Below are 18,019 nucleotides of genomic sequence, written 5' to 3' on the forward strand. Positions count from 1 at the left end.
AGATGCCTATCCCAGGCGCCTGCGCCGGTTGTTGATCGAGGTCAGTCAAATCACCGAATCACTGTCGTCGGCCTTCAGGTGTTTGCGTCCATCCCGGGCGCCTGCGCCGGTCAATGCATCAGCTTCCGCCTCTGTGACGTAGATGCGCCGTCCTTCCACTTCGACGAACGACATGGCTTTTTCGCTATCTGTCCTGACTTCCAGCGTGTCGCAGATCCGGATTTCCTCACCATTCTCAACGGTGAAAAAACAGACTTTGGAATCCGGATTGCTTTCATCGATACGAAGGGGCATGGGGCTGTCCTTTTTCACAGGGGATCTGACAGTTAGGGTGCGCGGTTTAGCAGATCGTTCTACGCAACCGATTAATGGTCGCCGCTGTCCACCCTTTATCGCCCCTTCACAAGGACTGCACGATGAACGCCTGGTGGCATGAAGTGTGGGAAACCCTGCAAGCCGAATTCGCCGACATCGGCGATGCATCGCAGCTGACGCGGATCACCGTGCGCTTGCTGATGGCGGCGATATTGGGCGGGATTCTCGGGTTCGAGCGCGAGCACAAGGGCAAGGCTGCCGGGGTGCGAACGCACATGCTGGTGGCCCTCGGTGCGGCGCTGTTTGTGTTGGTGCCGCAATTGTCCGGTTCCCAGGCCGACGCGATGAGCCGGGTGGTGCAGGGGGTGATTGCCGGGATCGGCTTTCTCGGGGCCGGCACCATCCTGAAAAATCATGAAGGCGACGAAGGCCACGTCAAGGGCCTGACCACCGCCGCCGGTTTGTGGATGACTGCCGCCATCGGCGTCGCGGCCGGGTTGGGCCGCGAAGCGACGGCGGTACTCAGTACGTTGCTGGCGTTGGGGATTTTCAGCGTGATGCCGAGGATCGTCAGAGTCTTCGAAAACGATCATCTGGATAAGGATCGCATCGAAAAGGACCACAACGACCCACGCTGATCAGACAATCACCGGCGGCATGGTCGTCGGCGGTTCCTCCTTGGGCGGCGGCGTGGTGCCAGGCGGTTCCTGTTCGGGGATCGGCTGCGGCTCGGTCTCGGGCAGCGTCGGTTTATCGATGTTCGGATCGGGTGTTTCAGCGGGAATCGGAATAGTCATCGGGTGAACCTCCGTGTGGCACTTGGCGTGGGACGTGCTTAAGTGGGTTGACCACTTCACTGCGAAATCGATCCGATTTTGTGGCGGGGCAAATCCCTGTGAACTTTTCCCGGCAACGGTCGCTCGGAACCTGAGAGAGTTCATCGCCGGGCGCAGGCCCGGTCGTGACCGCCAAACAGGCAAACGAGCGTCCTTGGGGCGTTAAGGAGAGATGCTCAATGACTGCTGAAAAACCCTCCGAACTGAGCTACAACCCGCACATGCCGCTGTCGCAGGCTCTGCTGCTGCCGCGCATCGTCATTGAAAACACCGCGCCGACCCTCGACGGCGGACAGTTTGCCGTCAAGGCAATTGCCGGCCGGGAAATAGTGGTCACCAGCAAGGTGTTCGCCGACGGTCACGACAAGCTGGCGGTGCGCATCCGCTGGCGCGAAGAGGGCGATGAGACCTGGCAGACCGAAGTCATGAGCGATCAGGGCAACAACGGCTGGCGCGGGGTGTTTCAGCCGCAGCGCATGGGCCGCTATCTGTTCCTGATCGAGGCGTGGATCGACCAGTTCGCCAGCTTTCAGTACGAACTGGAGAAAAAGCACACCGCCGCCGTCCCGGTCAGTCTCGAGCTGCAAGAGGGGCGCACCATGGTGCAACAGGCCGCCGAGCGCAGCGAAGGTCAGCTCAGCGAACAACTCGCCGGCCTGCACCACGAATTGTCCGGCCTGCTCGAAACCGAGCAGGTCGCGTTGTTTCTGCACTCGCGCAGTGCGCAACTGATGGCCGAGGCCGATCACCGCGCCTACTTGAGCCTCAGCCCGGAATTCCCGGTGGACGTCGAGCGCGAACTGGCGGAATTCGCCAGTTGGTACGAACTGTTTCCCCGCTCGATCACCGACGATCCCGCCCGCCACGGCACCTTCAATGACGTGCACTCGCGCCTGCCGATGATCCAGGACATGGGCTTCGACGTGTTGTACTTCACGCCGATTCACCCGATTGGCCGCAGCCATCGCAAGGGCCGCAACAATTCCCTGACCGCCGGCCCGGATGATCCCGGCAGCCCGTATGCGATCGGCAGCGAGGAGGGCGGCCACGAAGCGATTCACTCGCAACTCGGCACCCGCGAGGACTTCCGCCGGCTGGTGGCTGCTGCCGCTGACCATGGTCTGGAAATCGCCCTAGACTTCGCGATCCAGTGTTCCCAGGATCACCCGTGGCTCAAGCAGCATCCGGGCTGGTTCAACTGGCGGCCGGACGGCACGATCAAATACGCCGAGAACCCGCCGAAGAAATACCAGGACATCGTCAACGTCGACTTCTATGCGCCGGAAGCGATTCCGAGCCTGTGGGTCGAGCTGCGCGACATCGTGGTCGGCTGGGTGCAGGAGGGCGTGAAGATCTTTCGCGTCGACAACCCGCACACCAAGCCGCTGCCGTTCTGGCAATGGCTGATCGCCGATGTGCGCACGCTGTACCCGGAAGTGATCTTCCTAGCCGAGGCCTTCACCACCCCGGCGATGATGGCGCGGCTGGGCAAGGTCGGTTACACCCAGAGCTACACCTATTTCACCTGGCGCAACACCAAGGCCGAACTGGCGACCTATTTCAGCGAACTCAATGAATCGCCGTGGCGCGAGTGCTACCGGCCGAATTTTTTCGTCAACACGCCGGACATCAACCCGGCGTTCCTGCATGAATCGGGACGTTCCGGATTTCTGATTCGCGCGGCGCTGGCGACCATGGGCTCGGGCCTGTGGGGCATGTATTCGGGGTTCGAACTGTGCGAATCGGCGCCGGTGCCGGGCAAGGAGGAATACCTCGATTCCGAGAAATACGAGATCCGCGTCCGCGACTTCAACCAGCCCGGCAACATCATTGCCGAGATCGCCCAGCTCAACCGCATCCGCCGCCAGAACCCGGCGCTGCACAGCCATCTGGGCTTGAAGATCTACAACGCCTGGAACGACAACATTCTGTATTTCGGCAAGCGCAGCGCGGACGGCAGCAACTTCATTCTGGTGGCCGTCAGCCTCGATCCGCATAACGTTCAGGAAGCGAATTTCGAGCTGCCGCTGTGGGAAATGGGTCTGCCGGACGACGCCACCACCCACGGCGAAGACCTGATGAATGGCCATCGCTGGGACTGGCACGGCAAGTACCAGTTCATGCGGATCGACCCGGCTTATCAGCCGTTTGGAATCTGGCGCATTACTTCCCCTTGATCGTTCCCACGCAGAGCGTGGGAACGATCAGTAGCAGGTTTGGCTTCAACGAATTGAACAGGAGTTTCACATGGCGAAGAAACCCAAGGCAGCCACCTTCATCAAGGATCCGCTCTGGTACAAGGACGCGGTTATCTATCAGGTTCACGTCAAATCCTTTTTCGACTCCAACAACGACGGGATCGGCGACTTTCCCGGCCTGATCGCCAAACTCGATTACATCGCCGAACTCGGCGTCAACACCATCTGGCTGTTGCCGTTCTATCCCTCGCCACGTCGCGACGACGGTTACGACATCGCCGAATACCGTGGCGTGCACAGCGATTACGGGACAATGGCCGACGCCAAGCGATTCATTGCCGAGGCGCACAAACGTGGCCTGCGGGTGATCACCGAGCTGGTCATCAACCACACCTCCGATCAGCACCCGTGGTTCCAGCGGGCGCGCAAGGCCAAGCCCGGCTCGGCGGCGCGGGATTTCTACGTGTGGTCGGATGACGACCAGAAATACGACGGCACCCGGATCATTTTCCTCGACACCGAAAAGTCCAACTGGACCTGGGATCCGGTGGCCGGCCAGTACTTCTGGCACCGCTTCTATTCGCACCAGCCGGACCTCAACTTCGACAACCCGCAGGTCATGAAAGCCGTGCTGTCGGTGATGCGTTACTGGCTGGACATGGGCATCGACGGCCTGCGGCTGGACGCGATTCCGTATCTGATCGAGCGCGACGGCACCAACAACGAAAACCTTCCGGAAACCCATGACGTCCTCAAGCAGATCCGCGCCGAGATCGACGCCAACTACCCGGATCGCATGCTGCTCGCCGAAGCCAACCAATGGCCGGAAGACACCCAGCTGTACTTCGGCGACACAGACGCCGAGGGTGTGAATGGCGATGAATGCCACATGGCGTTCCACTTCCCGCTGATGCCGCGCATGTACATGGCGCTGGCCCAGGAAGATCGCTTCCCGATCACCGACATCCTGCGCCAGACCCCGGAGATCCCGGCCAACTGCCAATGGGCGATCTTCCTGCGCAACCACGATGAACTGACGCTGGAAATGGTCACCGACAAGGAACGCGACTACCTGTGGAACTACTACGCCGCCGACCGTCGCGCTCGGATCAACCTTGGCATTCGCCGACGTCTGGCGCCGTTGATGGAACGCGATCGCCGTCGTATCGAACTGCTCAACAGCCTGCTGCTGTCGATGCCCGGCACGCCGACCCTGTATTACGGCGATGAAATTGGCATGGGCGACAACATCTACCTCGGCGACCGCGACGGCGTGCGTACACCGATGCAATGGTCGATCGACCGCAACGGCGGATTCTCCCGCGCCGACCCGGCCAGTCTGGTACTGCCGCCGATCATGGACCCGCAATACGGCTATCAGTCGGTCAACGTCGAAACCCAGGCCGGCGATCCGCATTCGCTGCTGAACTGGACCCGACGCTTGCTGACCGTGCGCAAGCAGTCCAAGGCGTTCGGTCGCGGCACGCTGAAAATGCTCTCGCCGGCCAACCGCCGCGTGCTGGCCTACACCCGTGAATACACCGGGCCGGACGGCAAGCACGAAACCATTCTGTGCGTGGCCAACGTGTCGCGCAGCGCTCAGGCCGTGGAGCTCGACCTGTCGGCCTACGTCGGCATGGTGCCGGTGGAGATGCTCGGCGGTAACGCGTTCCCGCCCATCGGCCAGTTGAGTTTCCTGCTGACCCTGCCGCCCTACGGTTTCTATTGGTTCGGCCTCGCGGCGGAAAACCAGATGCCGAGCTGGCACGTCGAGCCGGCGCAGAGCCTGCCGGACTTCACCACGCTGGTGCTGAAAAAACGCATGGAAGAACTGCTCGAAGCACCGTCCCGCGCCACCCTCGAGCAGGCGATCCTGCCGAGCTGGCTGCAGAACCGCCGCTGGTTCGCCGGCAAGGACGCCGCCATCGACCAGGTCAAACTGGCCTACGGCGTGCGCTTCGGCGATGCCCAGCATCCGGTGCTGTTCAGCGAAATCGAAGTGCAGAGCGGTGGGCAGACCAGCCGTTATCAATTGCCGTTCGGCTTCATTGCCGAAGATCAGGTCGGGCCGGCGTTGCCGCAACAATTGGCCTTGGCGCGGGTACGTCGGGTTCGTCAGGTCGGGTTGATTACCGATGCCTTCAGTCTTGAAGCGTTTATTCGCGCGGTGTTGCAAGGCATGCAGAGCGGGACGGTGCTGGAATCCAGTGAGGGCGAGATCCGATTCGAGGCAACGCCACAACTGGAAAAACTCGGCCTCGGCGCGGAGTCCGAAGTGCGCTATCTGTCCGCCGAGCAATCCAACAGCTCGGTGGTGATCGGCAACAGTCTGGTACTTAAGCTGATCCGCAAAGTCGCTTCTGGCGTACACCCGGAACTGGAGATGAGCGCTTACCTGACCGCTGCCGGATTTGCCAATATCTCTCCACTGCTCGGTTCGGTGATTCGCAGCGACGGGAAGGGCGAAGACAACCTGCTGATGATTGCGCAGGGTTATCTGAGCAATCAGGGCGATGCCTGGGAATGGACGCAGAACAACCTCGAACGGGCGCTGCGCGATGAACTGGCCGATGCCGTGTCCGAACAGGCGCAGCACTACAACGCCTTGGGTGAACTGAAGGATTTCGCCGGGATGCTCGGCCAGCGTCTGGGGGAAATGCATCAGGTGCTGGCAGCGCCGAGCGACAACAAGGACTTCGCGCCGCAGGTCAGTTCGGCCAAGGATGCGCAGGCCAGCGGCAAGGATGTCGCGGCGCAGGTCGAGCATGCGCTGAAGCTGCTCAAACAGCATCAGGGCGAACTCGACGGGGCGGATCAGAAGCTTGTTGCTCGGTTGCTCGACAACAAGAAAACCATCCTCGCCCACGTTCAGGAACTGGCCAGGCAATCCGCTGGCGGCTTGCGGATCCGCGTCCACGGCGATCTGCATTTGGGACAAGTGCTGGTAATCAAGGGCGACGCCTACCTGATCGACTTCGAAGGCGAACCGGCGCGGCCACTGGCCGAACGCCGAGGCAAGCACAGTCCGTACAAGGACGTCAGCGGGGTGCTGCGTTCCTTCGACTATGCCGCCGCCATGGCCCTGAATGTGCACAACGTCGACAACAGCCCCGAGGCCGAAGCCGCGCGTCGGCGGGTCACGGAGCGTTACCTGCGTGAAGCCCGGGCAGCATTTCTCCAGGCATATCGCCAAGCGGCAGCTAGTCTTGATCATGCCTGGCAAGATCCTGAAGGTGCCGACGCCGCACTGGCGTTGTTCGGTCTGGAGAAAGCGGCCTACGAAGTGGCCTATGAAGCCGAAAATCGCCCCACCTGGCTGCCCGTGCCGCTGCACGGTCTGTATGGGTTATTGACGGGGCTCAAACCCTTTTCCGATCTTGGTGGAGAGTAGTCATGAGTTTCTCGAACAGGGAACAGGGTCACGCTAAAGAAAGATTGCTGCCCACTGCAAAAGACATTGATGCCTTGGTGCGCGCAGAACATCACGACCCGTTTTCCATTCTTGGCCCCCACGGCGATGGCGCCGGCGGGCAGTTCATCCGGGCGTATCTGCCCGGCGCGTTGAGTGTTTCTGTCGTCGATAAAAACAGTGGCGAAGAGCTCGGTCCGCTGGAGGCCACCGAAACGCCGGGGTTGTTTGTCGGGCATTTCGAAGGCTCACGGCCGTACCTGTTGCGCACCCGCTGGGCCGGTGGTGAACAGGTCGCGGAAGATCCCTACAGTTTTGGCCAGTTGCTCGGGGAAATGGACTTGTACCTGTTCGCCGAAGGCAATCACCGCGACCTCAGCAGCTGCCTCGGCGCGCAACTGAAAACCGTCGATGGCGTCGACGGTGTGCGCTTTGCCGTGTGGGCGCCGAATGCCCGGCGGGTGTCGGTGGTCGGCGATTTCAACGTCTGGGACGGCCGGCGACATCCGATGCGCCTGCGGCATCCGTCCGGCGTCTGGGAATTGTTCATTCCGCGCTTGCAGGCGGGCGAGCTGTACAAATACGAAATCCTCGGCGCCCACGGCATCCTGCCGCTCAAGGCCGACCCGATGGCGCTGGCCACCAGCCTGCCGCCAGACACCGCGTCGAAAGTCGCCTCGCCGTTGCAGATCGACTGGCAGGATCAGGACTGGATGACTGGTCGTCGTGAGCGCCAGCAGCACAATGCGCCGCTGTCGATCTATGAATTGCACGCCGGGTCCTGGCAATGCGAACTCGACGACCTCGGCGAAGTGGCCCGCCAGTACACCTGGCCGGAGCTGGCCGAGCGTTTGATTCCGTATGTGAAGGAGCTGGGTTTCACCCACATCGAACTGATGCCGATCATGGAGCACCCGTTCGGCGGTTCCTGGGGTTATCAGTTGCTGTCGCAATTCGCCCCGAGCGCCCGTTATGGCACGCCGGATGAATTCGCGGCGTTCATCAACGCCTGCCATCAGGCCGACATCGGTGTGATTCTCGACTGGGTGCCGGCGCATTTCCCGACCGATACCCACGGTCTGGCGCAGTTCGACGGCACGGCGCTGTACGAATATGGCAACCCGCTGGAAGGCTTCCACCAGGATTGGGACACGCTGATCTACAACCTCGGCCGCACCGAAGTGCACGGCTACATGCTGGCGTCGGCGCTGCACTGGTTGAAGCATTTCCACGTAGACGGTCTGCGAGTCGACGCGGTGGCGTCGATGCTCTATCGCGACTATTCGCGCAAGGCTGGCGAGTGGGTGCCGAACCGCCATGGCGGTCGCGAGAACCTGGAAGCCATCGACTTCCTGCGGCACTTGAACGATGTGGTGGCGCTGGAAGCACCGGGCGCGCTGGTGATCGCCGAGGAATCCACGGCGTGGCCGGGCGTCAGCCAGAGCACCCAGCAGGGCGGTCTCGGGTTTGCCTATAAATGGAACATGGGCTGGATGCATGATTCGCTGCATTACATCCAGCAGGATCCGGTGTACCGCGCCCATCACCACAACGAGTTGAGTTTCGGTCTGGTCTACGCCTGGTCCGAGCGTTTCATCCTGCCGATTTCCCACGACGAAGTGGTGCACGGCAAGCATTCGCTGATCGACAAGATGCCCGGCGACCGTTGGCAGAAATTCGCCAACCTGCGGGCTTATCTGAGTTTCATGTGGACCCATCCGGGCAAGAAGCTGCTGTTCATGGGCTGCGAGTTCGGCCAGTGGCGCGAGTGGAATCACGATCAGCAGCTCGACTGGTATCTGCTGCAATACTCGGAGCACAAAGGCGTGCAGAAGCTGGTCGGCGACCTCAACCGGCTCTACCGCGAAGAGCCGGCGCTGCACGAGCAGGACGATGCGCCGCAAGGCTTCCAGTGGTTGATCGGTGACGATGCGATCAACAGCGTTTACGCATGGCTGCGCTGGAGCAAGGACGGAACGCCGGTGCTGGTGGTGGCCAACTTCACCCCGGTGCCACGCCAGTCGTATCGCGTCGGTGTGCCGTTCGCCGGGCGCTGGAAGGAATTGCTCAACAGTGACGCCGACACCTATGCCGGTTCCAATTATGGCAACGGGGGCGGGGCGTTCACCGAAGAGGTGGCCAGCCATGGGCAGGCGTTGTCGCTGGAACTGAATTTGCCGCCGCTGGCGGTGTTGATCCTTAAACCGGAAGCCTGATCCATAACCGAGTCGCTGCTTTCGCCAGCAGGCTGGCTCCCACAAATAATCAGTCGACGCTGACAATCTACCGTGGGAGCTAGCCTGCTAGCGATATCGTCTTCACCACCGCATCCGGACCCCCAGGCTGCCAATCAACCCGTTCAGGTCATTGTCATCCACGTCGCTGCTGTAATCGGCGCTGACGTACAGGCTGACCGTCGGCGTCATTCTCGCCACCAGCCCCAGTCCGACTTCAACGGTCGAGGATTTGCGGCTGCTGCTGATCTTGTCCACTTGATCCAGCGTCACCGTGTTGCCGGTGTACACCGTGTGCCACAAGTTCGTGCGCACGTAGGGTTCGACCGGCAGGCCGTTCAGATCGTAGCTACCTTTCAAGCGTGCACCGACCCGGCCGCTCCACGATGAAATGTCGCTGGAGGACGCATTGCCCGAACCCGCGTAGGGCGTGTCCAGGGTGATGCGCTGGTTGATCAATTGCGCCTGCGGTTCAACCACCCAGTTTTCCCCCAGGCCGATCGGGAACCCGCCTTCCACCGACAGCGTCATCGCGCTGCCTTCGGTGGCCAGGCGTGCGCCTTGCTCGTTACGGCTGAAACCGCTGACCCGGCCGCCACTGGCCGACAGGTCGACGTGCCAGCCCTGCGGGCCGATCAGGCTGTAGTAAGCGCCCAGGCTCTGGCCTTGCAGGTTGAGGGTGTCGGTGTTCGGGTCGGCGAGGGCGCGGCTGGTGATCAGGCCGTTGCTGTTGCCCTGAATCTGATTGACCCCGCCGATCAGGCCGACCTGCTGGGTGTGGCCGCTGCTGCTTTTCAGGGTCAGTACGGCGGGCCCCTTGAAGTCGCCGGTGCCGGGCGTGGCGAAGCCCGGGCTGAGGACGTCGGTTTGCGCCTGGCGGGACGTCGGCCCGTAAAGCTGCTCCCAGGCAGAGGGGGCGAGATCTTCGGTAATCAGGTTTGTCCCGCGCAGATCCGGCTGTGGGCTCAGCCGTTGCGGGCCCGGGGTCACGATCGTGGCGGGGAGGGTCATGACGGGAATGTCCTGGCGATACCAGGGCGTCGCCTCGTCCGCCACAGGACCCGCCTGCGCCTCCATGGACGAGCACAGCAAGATAGAACTTGAAACGGTGCAGAACGTGACTTTGATCTCTTGTGAGGTGAGTGAGGTTTTCATGGAGTTCTACCTTGCTAGCGCATGTGGTATCTCGCCTTGGCGTCTCTCCTACCCCGAACGAGGGGCGACCGAATGGAGCGAGGCGAGCCCGTGGCCGCCCGTTTTGACGAGTGACCTGAGGTTCGCCCCGAGTAGTATTTCCGGGGGTAGTAAGGTAGAGCTAAGAAGACCCGAGCCCTTGCGTCAAGAAATTGGACGATGAGCGGTCGGGTCAAAACAGATGATGCAAGTTTATGTTTTTGCGCATTTATCTAAGTGCTTGTTTGTAGAGCCAATGGCTGTGAAACCCGCAAGGCAGAGACGTTTTATAGCCGACAGTCGGTCTGCGAAACCGAATGTGGCAATCGGTTTCGCAGCGCTTTGTGAGTGAGGACAGCTGTCAGTATCGCGCTACAAATGCACTTCAACCGCCAGCGGCAAATGATCCGAGAGATGTGTCCACGGTTTGTTGCCGAGGATCTGCGGGTCGTGGCTGCTGGCATTGCGCAGATAAATCCGATCCAGTCGCAGCAACGGGAACCGCGCGGGGTAGGTCTTGGCCGGGCGGCCGTGATGACGTTCGAAGGCTTCGTGCAGGTAGTCGCGGCGGGCGAGGGCGACGTTGCCCTGCAACTGCCAGTCATTGAAGTCGCCGGCGATGATCACCGGCGCATCGTCGGGCAGCGATTCGAGCAACTGGCATAGCAGCTGCAACTGCAATTGCCGATGGCTTTCGAGCAGGCTCAGGTGCACGCAGATGGCATGCACTTCGGCATGCCCCGGCACATCCAGTACGCAATGCAACAGCCCGCGCCGTTCAGGGCCGGTAATGGAGACGTCGAGGTTGCGGTATTCGCGGATCGGGTATTTCGACAACAGGGCGTTGCCGTGATGGCCATCGGGATACACCGCATTGCGGCCGTAGGCAAAATCGCTCCACATGCTGTCGGCAAGGAATTCGTACTGCGAGGTCTGCGGCCATTCGTTGTAGCGGCTGGAATGCCGCTCGTGTTCGCCCACCACTTCCTGCAGAAACACCAGATCGGCCGAGGTGCTGCGCACCGCTTCGCGCAGCTCCGGAAGGATGAAACGTCGATTGAGCGCGGTGAAACCCTTGTGCGTATTGACCGTCAGCACCCGCAGGCGATGGATGGCGGACGGGGTCGAGGTCTGTGCGTCGACGGCATGACGCTTGGGATCGCTGGACACGTTCACTCCTCTGAATCATGACTGCCTGTTCATGCGACTGATCCGGGCGCGGGCAGTTCACTTTGAGTGGCTGCCCGCGCCCGACGGACCGTCAATCGACGAAGACGATCTCGTAGGGCAGGCGCATGCGCTCCAGAATCGACTTGGGCAGCAGCGGCGCGATACCGATCGCCGGTTCGCCATTGAGCTGGCTGGCGTAGGCGTGGGTGGCGTGGCTCTTGCGCGCGACGGTCCAGGTGTCGAGGCGCAGCTTGCGTGCGCGATGCCACGGGATCTGCGCCTGATCCCGTTCCGGCCAGTGCCAGGCCCAGACCGGCACATCGTGGTAGGTGGCGCCAACCTGTTGTGCCGCTTTGGCACTCGCCCGGCCGACCACTTCATGATCGGTGGTGCCGTCTTCGCGCCAGGTGCTGAACACCACGTCGCCGGGGCGCAGGTAGCGGGCAATGAAATCGGTCAGTTGGGTTTCCTGGTCGAGCAGGGCTTTGTCGGTGAAACCGCCGCGCACCCATTTCAGGCTGTGCATCGGCAAGCCCAGACGGCGCAGGGCTTCGACGCTTTCCTGCGGGCGGAACACGCTCAGGCGTTTCTCCGACCACTGACGCGAGCCCGGATGACTGGCGCTGCCATCGGTGATCGACAGCAGTTGCAAGGGATGGCCGAGGCTGGAAAGCAGTTGCAGCAGGCCGCCGCAGGTCACCACTTCATCGCCGGGGTGCGGGGCGATGACCACTGCGCGGGCACCGGGCGGGACCAAAGTGTGGGTGTTGATGACGGGAATATTGTCGAGCTGCGGGGCGCTGTTCCAGATCTGCGCCGGCAGGCCGCTCTCGCTGAGGGATAACGGTTTCATGAGTGATACGTCCTTGTTGAGTCTCGCCCTCAGTCGCCCAAACGCTGGTGATACCAGGCGTGTGCGACCCGTGAAGGCTGGTGGATAGCCCTGCAGCGCTCCGAACCCTGGATTGCTGCGCAGCAGAGTATTGCTCAAGACGGGCGGTTCGTCGCGTCACAGATCAACCTGATCCGCTTTTTTTTATTCAGTCTGTGCCAGCTGTCGCAGATAGTCGCCAAAACCGCCGCGTGCGCGGCTGTCCAGACGGGCGCTGGTGATGACTTGCGGGCGATGGCTCCAGGCGATGCTGGCCCCTGAGCGCTCGAGTTGACGCACCAGCTGCACGTCCTCATCACAGGACAGCGGCTCGAAGCCGCCGGCGCGAACATAAGCTTGCGCGCTGACGCCCAGGTTGGCGCCATGGATGTGCCGATGGCCTTCGCAGGCGCGGTAATCGCGGTGATAGCGAATCTGCGCCGCTTCATCGAATCCGTCCTGCCAGCGGTCAACGGTCACCGTGCCGCACACGGCATCGGTGCCCAGCCCCAGTTGCGCCACCAGCCAATCCTCGGCGACCCGGCTGTCGGCGTCGGAGCAGGAAATCCAGCGCGCACCGCGTTCAAGCAATTGCTGCGCGCCGATGGCTCGCGCCTGGCCGACATTGCGCGCTTCGATGCTCAAAGCTTGCACCGGATACTGGCTGACGATGTGCGCCGAACGATCGGTGCAGCTGTCCAGCACCACCAGAATTTCCACCGGTTCACCCGCCAGCATGGGATGTCCGCCAGCGCGCAAAGCTGCGTGCAGACATTCATCGAGCCACTCTTCCTCGTTGTGCGCAGGAATCAGGATGCCAATCATCGCAACCCCTCCAGCGCGGCCACCGAACGGGGTTCGCGGCTCCAGACTTCCAGCAGGAAATCGGCTTCCTGATGCAGGACCAATCGCGGCAGGTGCAACTGTTCGTGAATCAGGTCGTGAACCTGTCGCGCATTGAGCGGGCAATCTTCGATGGGCGGGCGCCAGTGACAGGCCAGCAATTGCCCGTCCGCGGTCAACGAATCGCTGATGCGACGGATAACCTCCGTCAGATCTTGCCGGTCGAGGTAGTAGCCGATCTCGCTGAAGACGATCAGATCGAATTTTTCCTCAGGCCAGTCAATCGGCAAGCGCCCGTGACGCACCTCGGCGTGGTCGAACAGACTCAACCGTGTGCGCGCCAGATTGGCTGCGGCGGCGCTGGTGTCGCAGCACAACAAACGATCGCAGCGTTCGGCCAGTGCTGCACTCAGTTCACCGTTGGCGCACCCGGGCTCGAAGATGGCCCGGTAGTGCGGCCGGGGCAGGGCCGCCAGGGTCACGAGGCGTTTGCGTTGTTCGTACCAGCGCTGGCGGAAGCCCCAGGGGTCGTTATTGCCTCTGAACAGGCCTTCGAAGTAGCGATCCTCGACACTCATAGAAAGACACTCATAGGAAGATCAGCTCGAACGGTTGCAGCAGTCGATCGATGACATAAGGCTTTAGCACCGGAGACAGGCCAGCGTCGGGATCGCCTTCCAGCTGGCTGGCGAAGGCGTGCACCGCATGACGCTTGCGCGCAACTTGCGCCGGGCTGAGCAAAATTTTGCGCGCCCGCTCCCACGGCACGATGGCGTCTTCGGGCGTTGCCCAGTGCCATGTCCAGACCGGCAGTTCGTGGCAGATCGCGCCCACGCGCCGGGCCGCTTCGACGCTGGCGCGGCCGACGGCTTCGTGGTCGCTGTGGCCGTCTTCGCGCCAGGTGGTGAAGATCACGTCGTCGGGTTGCAGATAGCGGGTCAGGTATTCGCACAGCATCGACTCGCGCGCGGCGACCTGGGTGTCGGGAAAGCCGCCGCGCAGCCACTGCAACTGGTGCATGGGCAGACCGAGGCGACGCAGGGCTTCGGCGGATTCCTGCGGGCGCACGACGCTCAGGCGCTCCACTGGCCAGCGATCCGAACCCGGATGACTGGCGCTGCCATCGGTGACCGAGATCAGTTGCAGGGTACGTCCCGCCTCAGCGAGCCGTTGCAACAGTCCGCCGCAACCGAGCACTTCATCGTCCGGGTGCGGCGCGATTACCACCGCCCGCGATCCCGGCGGGACCAGATCCAGAATGTCGATGCTGTCCACCGCCGCCAGATGACGTGAGCCCTGCCATTCCTGCAGGGAAGTTCCCTCGCCGACGATCGGATTGCGTTTCATAGGGCCCAACCCTCGCGCGGTTGCTGCGCAATCAATTGGCCCAGTGCTGCCAGATCACGCTCGGCATGGCTCTGGCGCAGATACACCGGCAAGTCGGCTGCCAGACGGGCAAAGTGCGGATCCTTGCAGAACGGCCCGGCGCCGAGGGCCCGACCGGTCTCGCGGATCACCTGTTCGGCGGCATCCTCGACCACCGCGCGTACGCGGCGGGCCAGCAATTCGGCGTTGCTGTGGGGATGGCAGTCGATGTCCAGAGCGCTGACGCGCAGCGCTTGAGCTGCACCGTGCAAGGCGCTGTCGACGGCGCCGAGACTGGCCAGCGCGTGGGGTTCTTCACGTCGCGCACATTGCTGGCGCAAGCGTTCGCCGATCTCCCTCGCGGCGCCGTACCAGCAGGCGGCGATCCCGATTCCGCCGTGCCAGAAACCCGGACGTTGCAGGTAGTCGCCGGGGTCGCCGATCGCCTGGGCCTCGACATCATCGAACAGCACCTCGACGCTGCCGGTGGCCGCCATGCCGACCGCTTGCCAGCCCTGATCGGTCACGGTCACGCCTGGTTGATCGAGGGCCACGGCCACCAGTTGCTGGCGATCATCCTCATCCCACGCCGTGAGCAGGGCATGACTGAGCACCGCCGCCCCGGAGCACCAGGCCTTGCGCCCGTTCAGCCGCACCAGTTGCCACGAACGGCTGACCCGGACCCGCGCCTGCGGTGGTTCGGCTGCCCACATGCCCCACGTGCTGCCGGGTGTCGGCGAGCCACCGAGTTGCTCGATGATCGCCAACGCATCGGTATGGCCTTCGTAGAGTTTGCACAGGCCCAGATCATGCCCGCCGACCTCGGACAGCCGTTGCCAGCGCTCCAGCGTACGACCGCTGCCGGGCAATGGCAGACGGTCGAGGCCGGCCTCGACCATTTCCCGCAGACACGTGCCGAGGGCGGCGGTGTCGCGGTAATCCGGGGTGTGCCGTGAGAGGTTGCCGGGCAAGTCCATGTCAGTCCTCTTCTTCGCGTTGCAGTTCGAACAGCAGCAGCGAGCGGCCGGTGACCGAATACTCGTGGCCGAACGTGAAGCGTTCCTGCCCACGGATCGATGGCTGATTGGTGTCGATCATGCAGGTCCAGAAACTGCCTTCAGGCACTTCCGGCAAAGTGAAGTTGACGATGTCGTGATGGGCGTTGACCACCAGCAGCAGCGTGGCGTCGGCGCCCTTGCGGCGAATCCCGGTTTCCTGGGCGCGGCCGTCGAGCAACATGCCCATGCAGCGGTTGTGCGCGTCATGCCAGTGTTCGGTGGTCATCTCGGTGGCGTCCGGCGCGAGCCAGGTGACGTCCTTGACCCCGATGTCCTCGTTGTATTCGCCGACCAGAAAACGCCCGCGCCGCAGGATCGGGTAGGCCAGGCGCAACTTGATCAGGCGTTTGACGAATTTCAGCAGCGCCTTGCCGTCCTCGCTCAGATCCCAGTTGACCCAGCCGATCTCACTGTCCTGGCAGTAGGCGTTGTTGTTGCCGTCCTGGGTGCGGGCGAATTCGTCGCCGGCCACCAGCATCGGCGTGCCTTGGGACAGCAGCAAGGTGGCGAAGAAATTGCGCATCTGCCGGTGGCGCAGCGCATTGATTTCCGGGTCGTCGGTGGGGCCTTCGACGCCGTGGTTCCAGGACAGGTTGTTGTTGCTGCCGTCCTGATTGTTTTCGTCGTTGGCCTCGTTGTGCTTGTCGTTGTAGGACACCAGATCGTTGAGGGTGAAACCGTCGTGGGCGGTGACGAAATTCACCGACGAATAAGGCCGGCGACCGCGCTGGTTGAACATCTCCCCGGAGGCGGTCATGCGGCTGGCGAAGTCGGCGAGCTGGCCGTCGTCGCCTTTCCAGAACGCGCGCACTGTGTCGCGGAACTTGTCGTTCCACTCGACCCAGCCCGGCGGGAAGTTGCCCACCTGATAGCCACCGGGGCCACAGTCCCAGGGCTCGGCGATCATTTTCACCTGACGCAGCACCGGGTCCTGACGGCAGGCGACGAGGAAGCTGTGACGTTCATCGAAACCGTCGTGATAGCGGCCGAGAATAGTCGCCAGATCGAAACGGAAGCCGTCGACATGCATTTCGCTGGCCCAGTAGCGCAGCGAGTCGGTGACCATTTGCAGCACACACGGGTGGCTCAAATCGAGGGTGTTACCGGTGCCGGAATCGTTGATGTAGAAGCGCTTGTCGTCCGGCATCAAACGGTAGTACGAGGCGTTGTCGATCCCGCGCATCGACAGGGTCGGGCCTTGCTCGTTGCCTTCGGCGGTGTGGTTGTAGACCACGTCGAGAATCACTTCGAGATTGGCGTCGTGCAGGTGCGCGACCATTTCCTTGAACTCGGCAATCTTGCCGCTGGCCAGGTAGCGCGGGTCCGGGGCGAAGAACGCGATGCTGTTGTAGCCCCAGTAATTGGTCATGCCTTTGTGCAGCAGGTGCTGGTCGTTGACGAAGGCGTGGATCGGCAGCAGCTCGACGGTCGACACGCCGAGTTTGCGGATGTGTTCCAGCACGTCGTCGACCATCAGCCCGGCAAACGTCCCGCGCACGTTCTCCGGCACGGAAGGGTGGCGCATGCTGATGCCGCGCACGTGGGTTTCGTAAATGATGGTCTTGTCCCACGGCACGCTGACGCGATGGTCGTGGCCCCAGGTGTGCGCCGGGTCGATGACTTTGCACTTGGGGACGAAGGGCGCGCTGTCGCGCTCGTCGAAACTGAGGTCGGCGTCGGGGTGGCCGATGGTGTAGCCGAACAGCGCCTCGGACCATTTCAACTCGCCCACCAGTTGCTTGGCGTACGGGTCGATCAGCAATTTGTTGTGATTGAAGCGATGGCCGTTGGCCGGGTCGTACGGGCCGTAGACCCGGTAGCCGTAAATCAGGCCCGGATGTGCATCGGGCAGATAGCCATGGTAGATCTCATCGGTGTATTCCGGCAGTTCGATGCGTTCGAGTTCGACTTCGCCGGCATCGTCGAAAATGCACAGTTCGACCCGGGTGGCGTTGGCGGAAAACAGCGCGAAGTTCACCCCCAGACCATCCCAGGTTGCGCCGAGCGGGAAGGGCAGGCCTTCACGGATGCGCGAGGGTTCGGCGTGCGCGGCGGGCTCGGCTTTCTTTGGACGGGTCATAGGTGCTCCTGCAAAAAATCGGGGGTTGGCATTTTTTCGAGGACGAGTGCGCCCTCGGTGGCGAGCGAACCCGCCACACGGTCGTTCAATTCAACGGTTCGGGACGCGTCAGACCGCTGGCGGCTTGCGCGGCGCGCGGGGCTTTTTCTCGGCGGCTTTTTCGCCCGGGGGAATGACCTTGGCGGCACTGGCTGGCTTGGCCTTGGCCGTCGTGGCCTTGGGCTTGGCGGCGGGCGCCTTGCCATCGACAGCTTTACTGGTGGCGGTCTTGCCGGCGGTTTTACTGCCGGCAGCCTTGGGCGATTTTTTTGGTGCCAGCGCCTCGGATTCGGCCAGTTTGCGCGCCATCTCCCAGTGGCGCGCTTCCTGGCCTTCGGGTTTACCTTCGGATTCCCAGATCTGATAGGCGAATTCGCGGATGCGTTTATCGTCGGTACTCATCGCAATGCTCCTGAACTGAACTCATG

At 62.3% G+C, this 18,019-nt stretch carries 15 protein-coding genes; 4 read left to right on the top strand and 11 right to left on the bottom strand.

All coding sequences use genetic code 11. The features are described from left to right. Positions 1-45: 45 nt before the first annotated feature. Positions 46-294, bottom strand: coding sequence for a DUF3203 family protein (locus ABTV87_RS13830; RefSeq protein ID WP_433899772.1), 249 nt, complete (start codon positions 292-294; stop codon positions 46-48). Between the two features lie 122 nt (positions 295-416). Between ABTV87_RS13830 and ABTV87_RS13835 the strand changes: the two genes are divergently transcribed. Then, complete coding sequence (locus ABTV87_RS13835; protein ID WP_127798000.1) at positions 417-953, top strand: MgtC/SapB family protein; 537 nt, start codon at positions 417-419, stop codon at positions 951-953. On the opposite strand, the gene ABTV87_RS13840 is transcribed toward ABTV87_RS13835, so the two are convergent. After that, positions 954-1,112, bottom strand: a complete 159-nt coding sequence (locus ABTV87_RS13840; protein WP_165369575.1) for a hypothetical protein — start codon at positions 1,110-1,112, stop codon at positions 954-956. Between the two features lie 218 nt (positions 1,113-1,330). Here ABTV87_RS13840 and ABTV87_RS13845 point away from each other — a divergent pair, with 218 nt between their 5' ends. From ABTV87_RS13845 to glgB, 3 genes are all read left to right on the top strand, one after another. Beyond that, complete coding sequence (locus tag ABTV87_RS13845) at positions 1,331-3,328, top strand: alpha-1,4-glucan--maltose-1-phosphate maltosyltransferase (RefSeq protein WP_433899773.1); 1,998 nt, start codon at positions 1,331-1,333, stop codon at positions 3,326-3,328. 70 nt (positions 3,329-3,398) lie between these two features. Next, positions 3,399-6,740 carry a maltose alpha-D-glucosyltransferase gene (gene treS / locus ABTV87_RS13850; protein ID WP_433899774.1) on the top strand — a complete coding sequence of 1,114 codons (3,342 nt, stop codon included), beginning with the start codon at positions 3,399-3,401 and terminating at the stop codon, positions 6,738-6,740. A gap of 2 nt (positions 6,741-6,742) precedes the next feature. Then, positions 6,743-8,974: a 1,4-alpha-glucan branching protein GlgB gene (glgB, locus tag ABTV87_RS13855; RefSeq protein ID WP_433899775.1), complete on the top strand. Its 2,232-nt coding sequence runs from the start codon at positions 6,743-6,745 to the stop codon at positions 8,972-8,974. A 102-nt stretch (positions 8,975-9,076) separates the two neighbouring features. On the opposite strand, the gene ABTV87_RS13860 is transcribed toward glgB, so the two are convergent. The 9 genes from ABTV87_RS13860 to ABTV87_RS13900 all read right to left on the bottom strand — a co-directional run bounded on the left by ABTV87_RS13860 (position 9,077) and on the right by ABTV87_RS13900 (position 17,993). Beyond that, positions 9,077-10,147 (bottom strand): autotransporter outer membrane beta-barrel domain-containing protein, encoded by a 1,071-nt coding sequence (locus ABTV87_RS13860; RefSeq protein WP_433899776.1) that lies wholly within the window; start codon positions 10,145-10,147, stop codon positions 9,077-9,079. A 390-nt stretch (positions 10,148-10,537) separates the two neighbouring features. Beyond that, positions 10,538-11,335, bottom strand: a complete 798-nt coding sequence (locus tag ABTV87_RS13865) for an endonuclease/exonuclease/phosphatase family protein (protein ID WP_221533837.1) — start codon at positions 11,333-11,335, stop codon at positions 10,538-10,540. Positions 11,336-11,426: 91 nt separating this feature from the next. Next, positions 11,427-12,188, bottom strand: coding sequence for a PIG-L deacetylase family protein (locus tag ABTV87_RS13870; protein WP_085604067.1), 762 nt, complete (start codon positions 12,186-12,188; stop codon positions 11,427-11,429). Positions 12,189-12,371: 183 nt separating this feature from the next. After that, on the bottom strand, positions 12,372-13,031 hold the full coding sequence (locus tag ABTV87_RS13875; protein ID WP_085604064.1) for a glycosyltransferase: 660 nt from the start codon (positions 13,029-13,031) through the stop codon (positions 12,372-12,374). Continuing rightward, complete coding sequence (locus ABTV87_RS13880) at positions 13,028-13,627, bottom strand: SAM-dependent methyltransferase (protein ID WP_433899777.1); 600 nt, start codon at positions 13,625-13,627, stop codon at positions 13,028-13,030. The genes ABTV87_RS13875 and ABTV87_RS13880 overlap by 4 nt, the downstream gene beginning before the upstream one ends. Positions 13,628-13,637: 10 nt before the next feature. Next, the gene (locus ABTV87_RS13885) at positions 13,638-14,396 is read right to left on the bottom strand and encodes a PIG-L deacetylase family protein (protein ID WP_433899778.1); all 759 of its coding nucleotides are present in this window, start codon (positions 14,394-14,396) and stop codon (positions 13,638-13,640) included. Then, positions 14,393-15,391, bottom strand: coding sequence for an acyl-CoA dehydrogenase family protein (locus ABTV87_RS13890; RefSeq protein WP_433899779.1), 999 nt, complete (start codon positions 15,389-15,391; stop codon positions 14,393-14,395). Before ABTV87_RS13890 ends, ABTV87_RS13885 begins: the two co-directional genes overlap by 4 nt. A gap of 1 nt (position 15,392) precedes the next feature. Then, a complete protein-coding gene (gene glgX, locus ABTV87_RS13895; RefSeq protein ID WP_433899780.1) occupies positions 15,393-17,552 on the bottom strand; it encodes a glycogen debranching protein GlgX in 2,160 nt (719 codons plus the stop codon). Between the two features lie 108 nt (positions 17,553-17,660). Then, complete coding sequence (locus ABTV87_RS13900) at positions 17,661-17,993, bottom strand: DUF2934 domain-containing protein (RefSeq protein ID WP_127798011.1); 333 nt, start codon at positions 17,991-17,993, stop codon at positions 17,661-17,663. Positions 17,994-18,019: the final 26 nt, after the last annotated feature.

The organism is Pseudomonas sp. PSE1(2024), assembly GCF_050990555.1.
In the GTDB taxonomy this organism is placed as follows: domain Bacteria; phylum Pseudomonadota; class Gammaproteobacteria; order Pseudomonadales; family Pseudomonadaceae; genus Aquipseudomonas; species Aquipseudomonas aphyarum.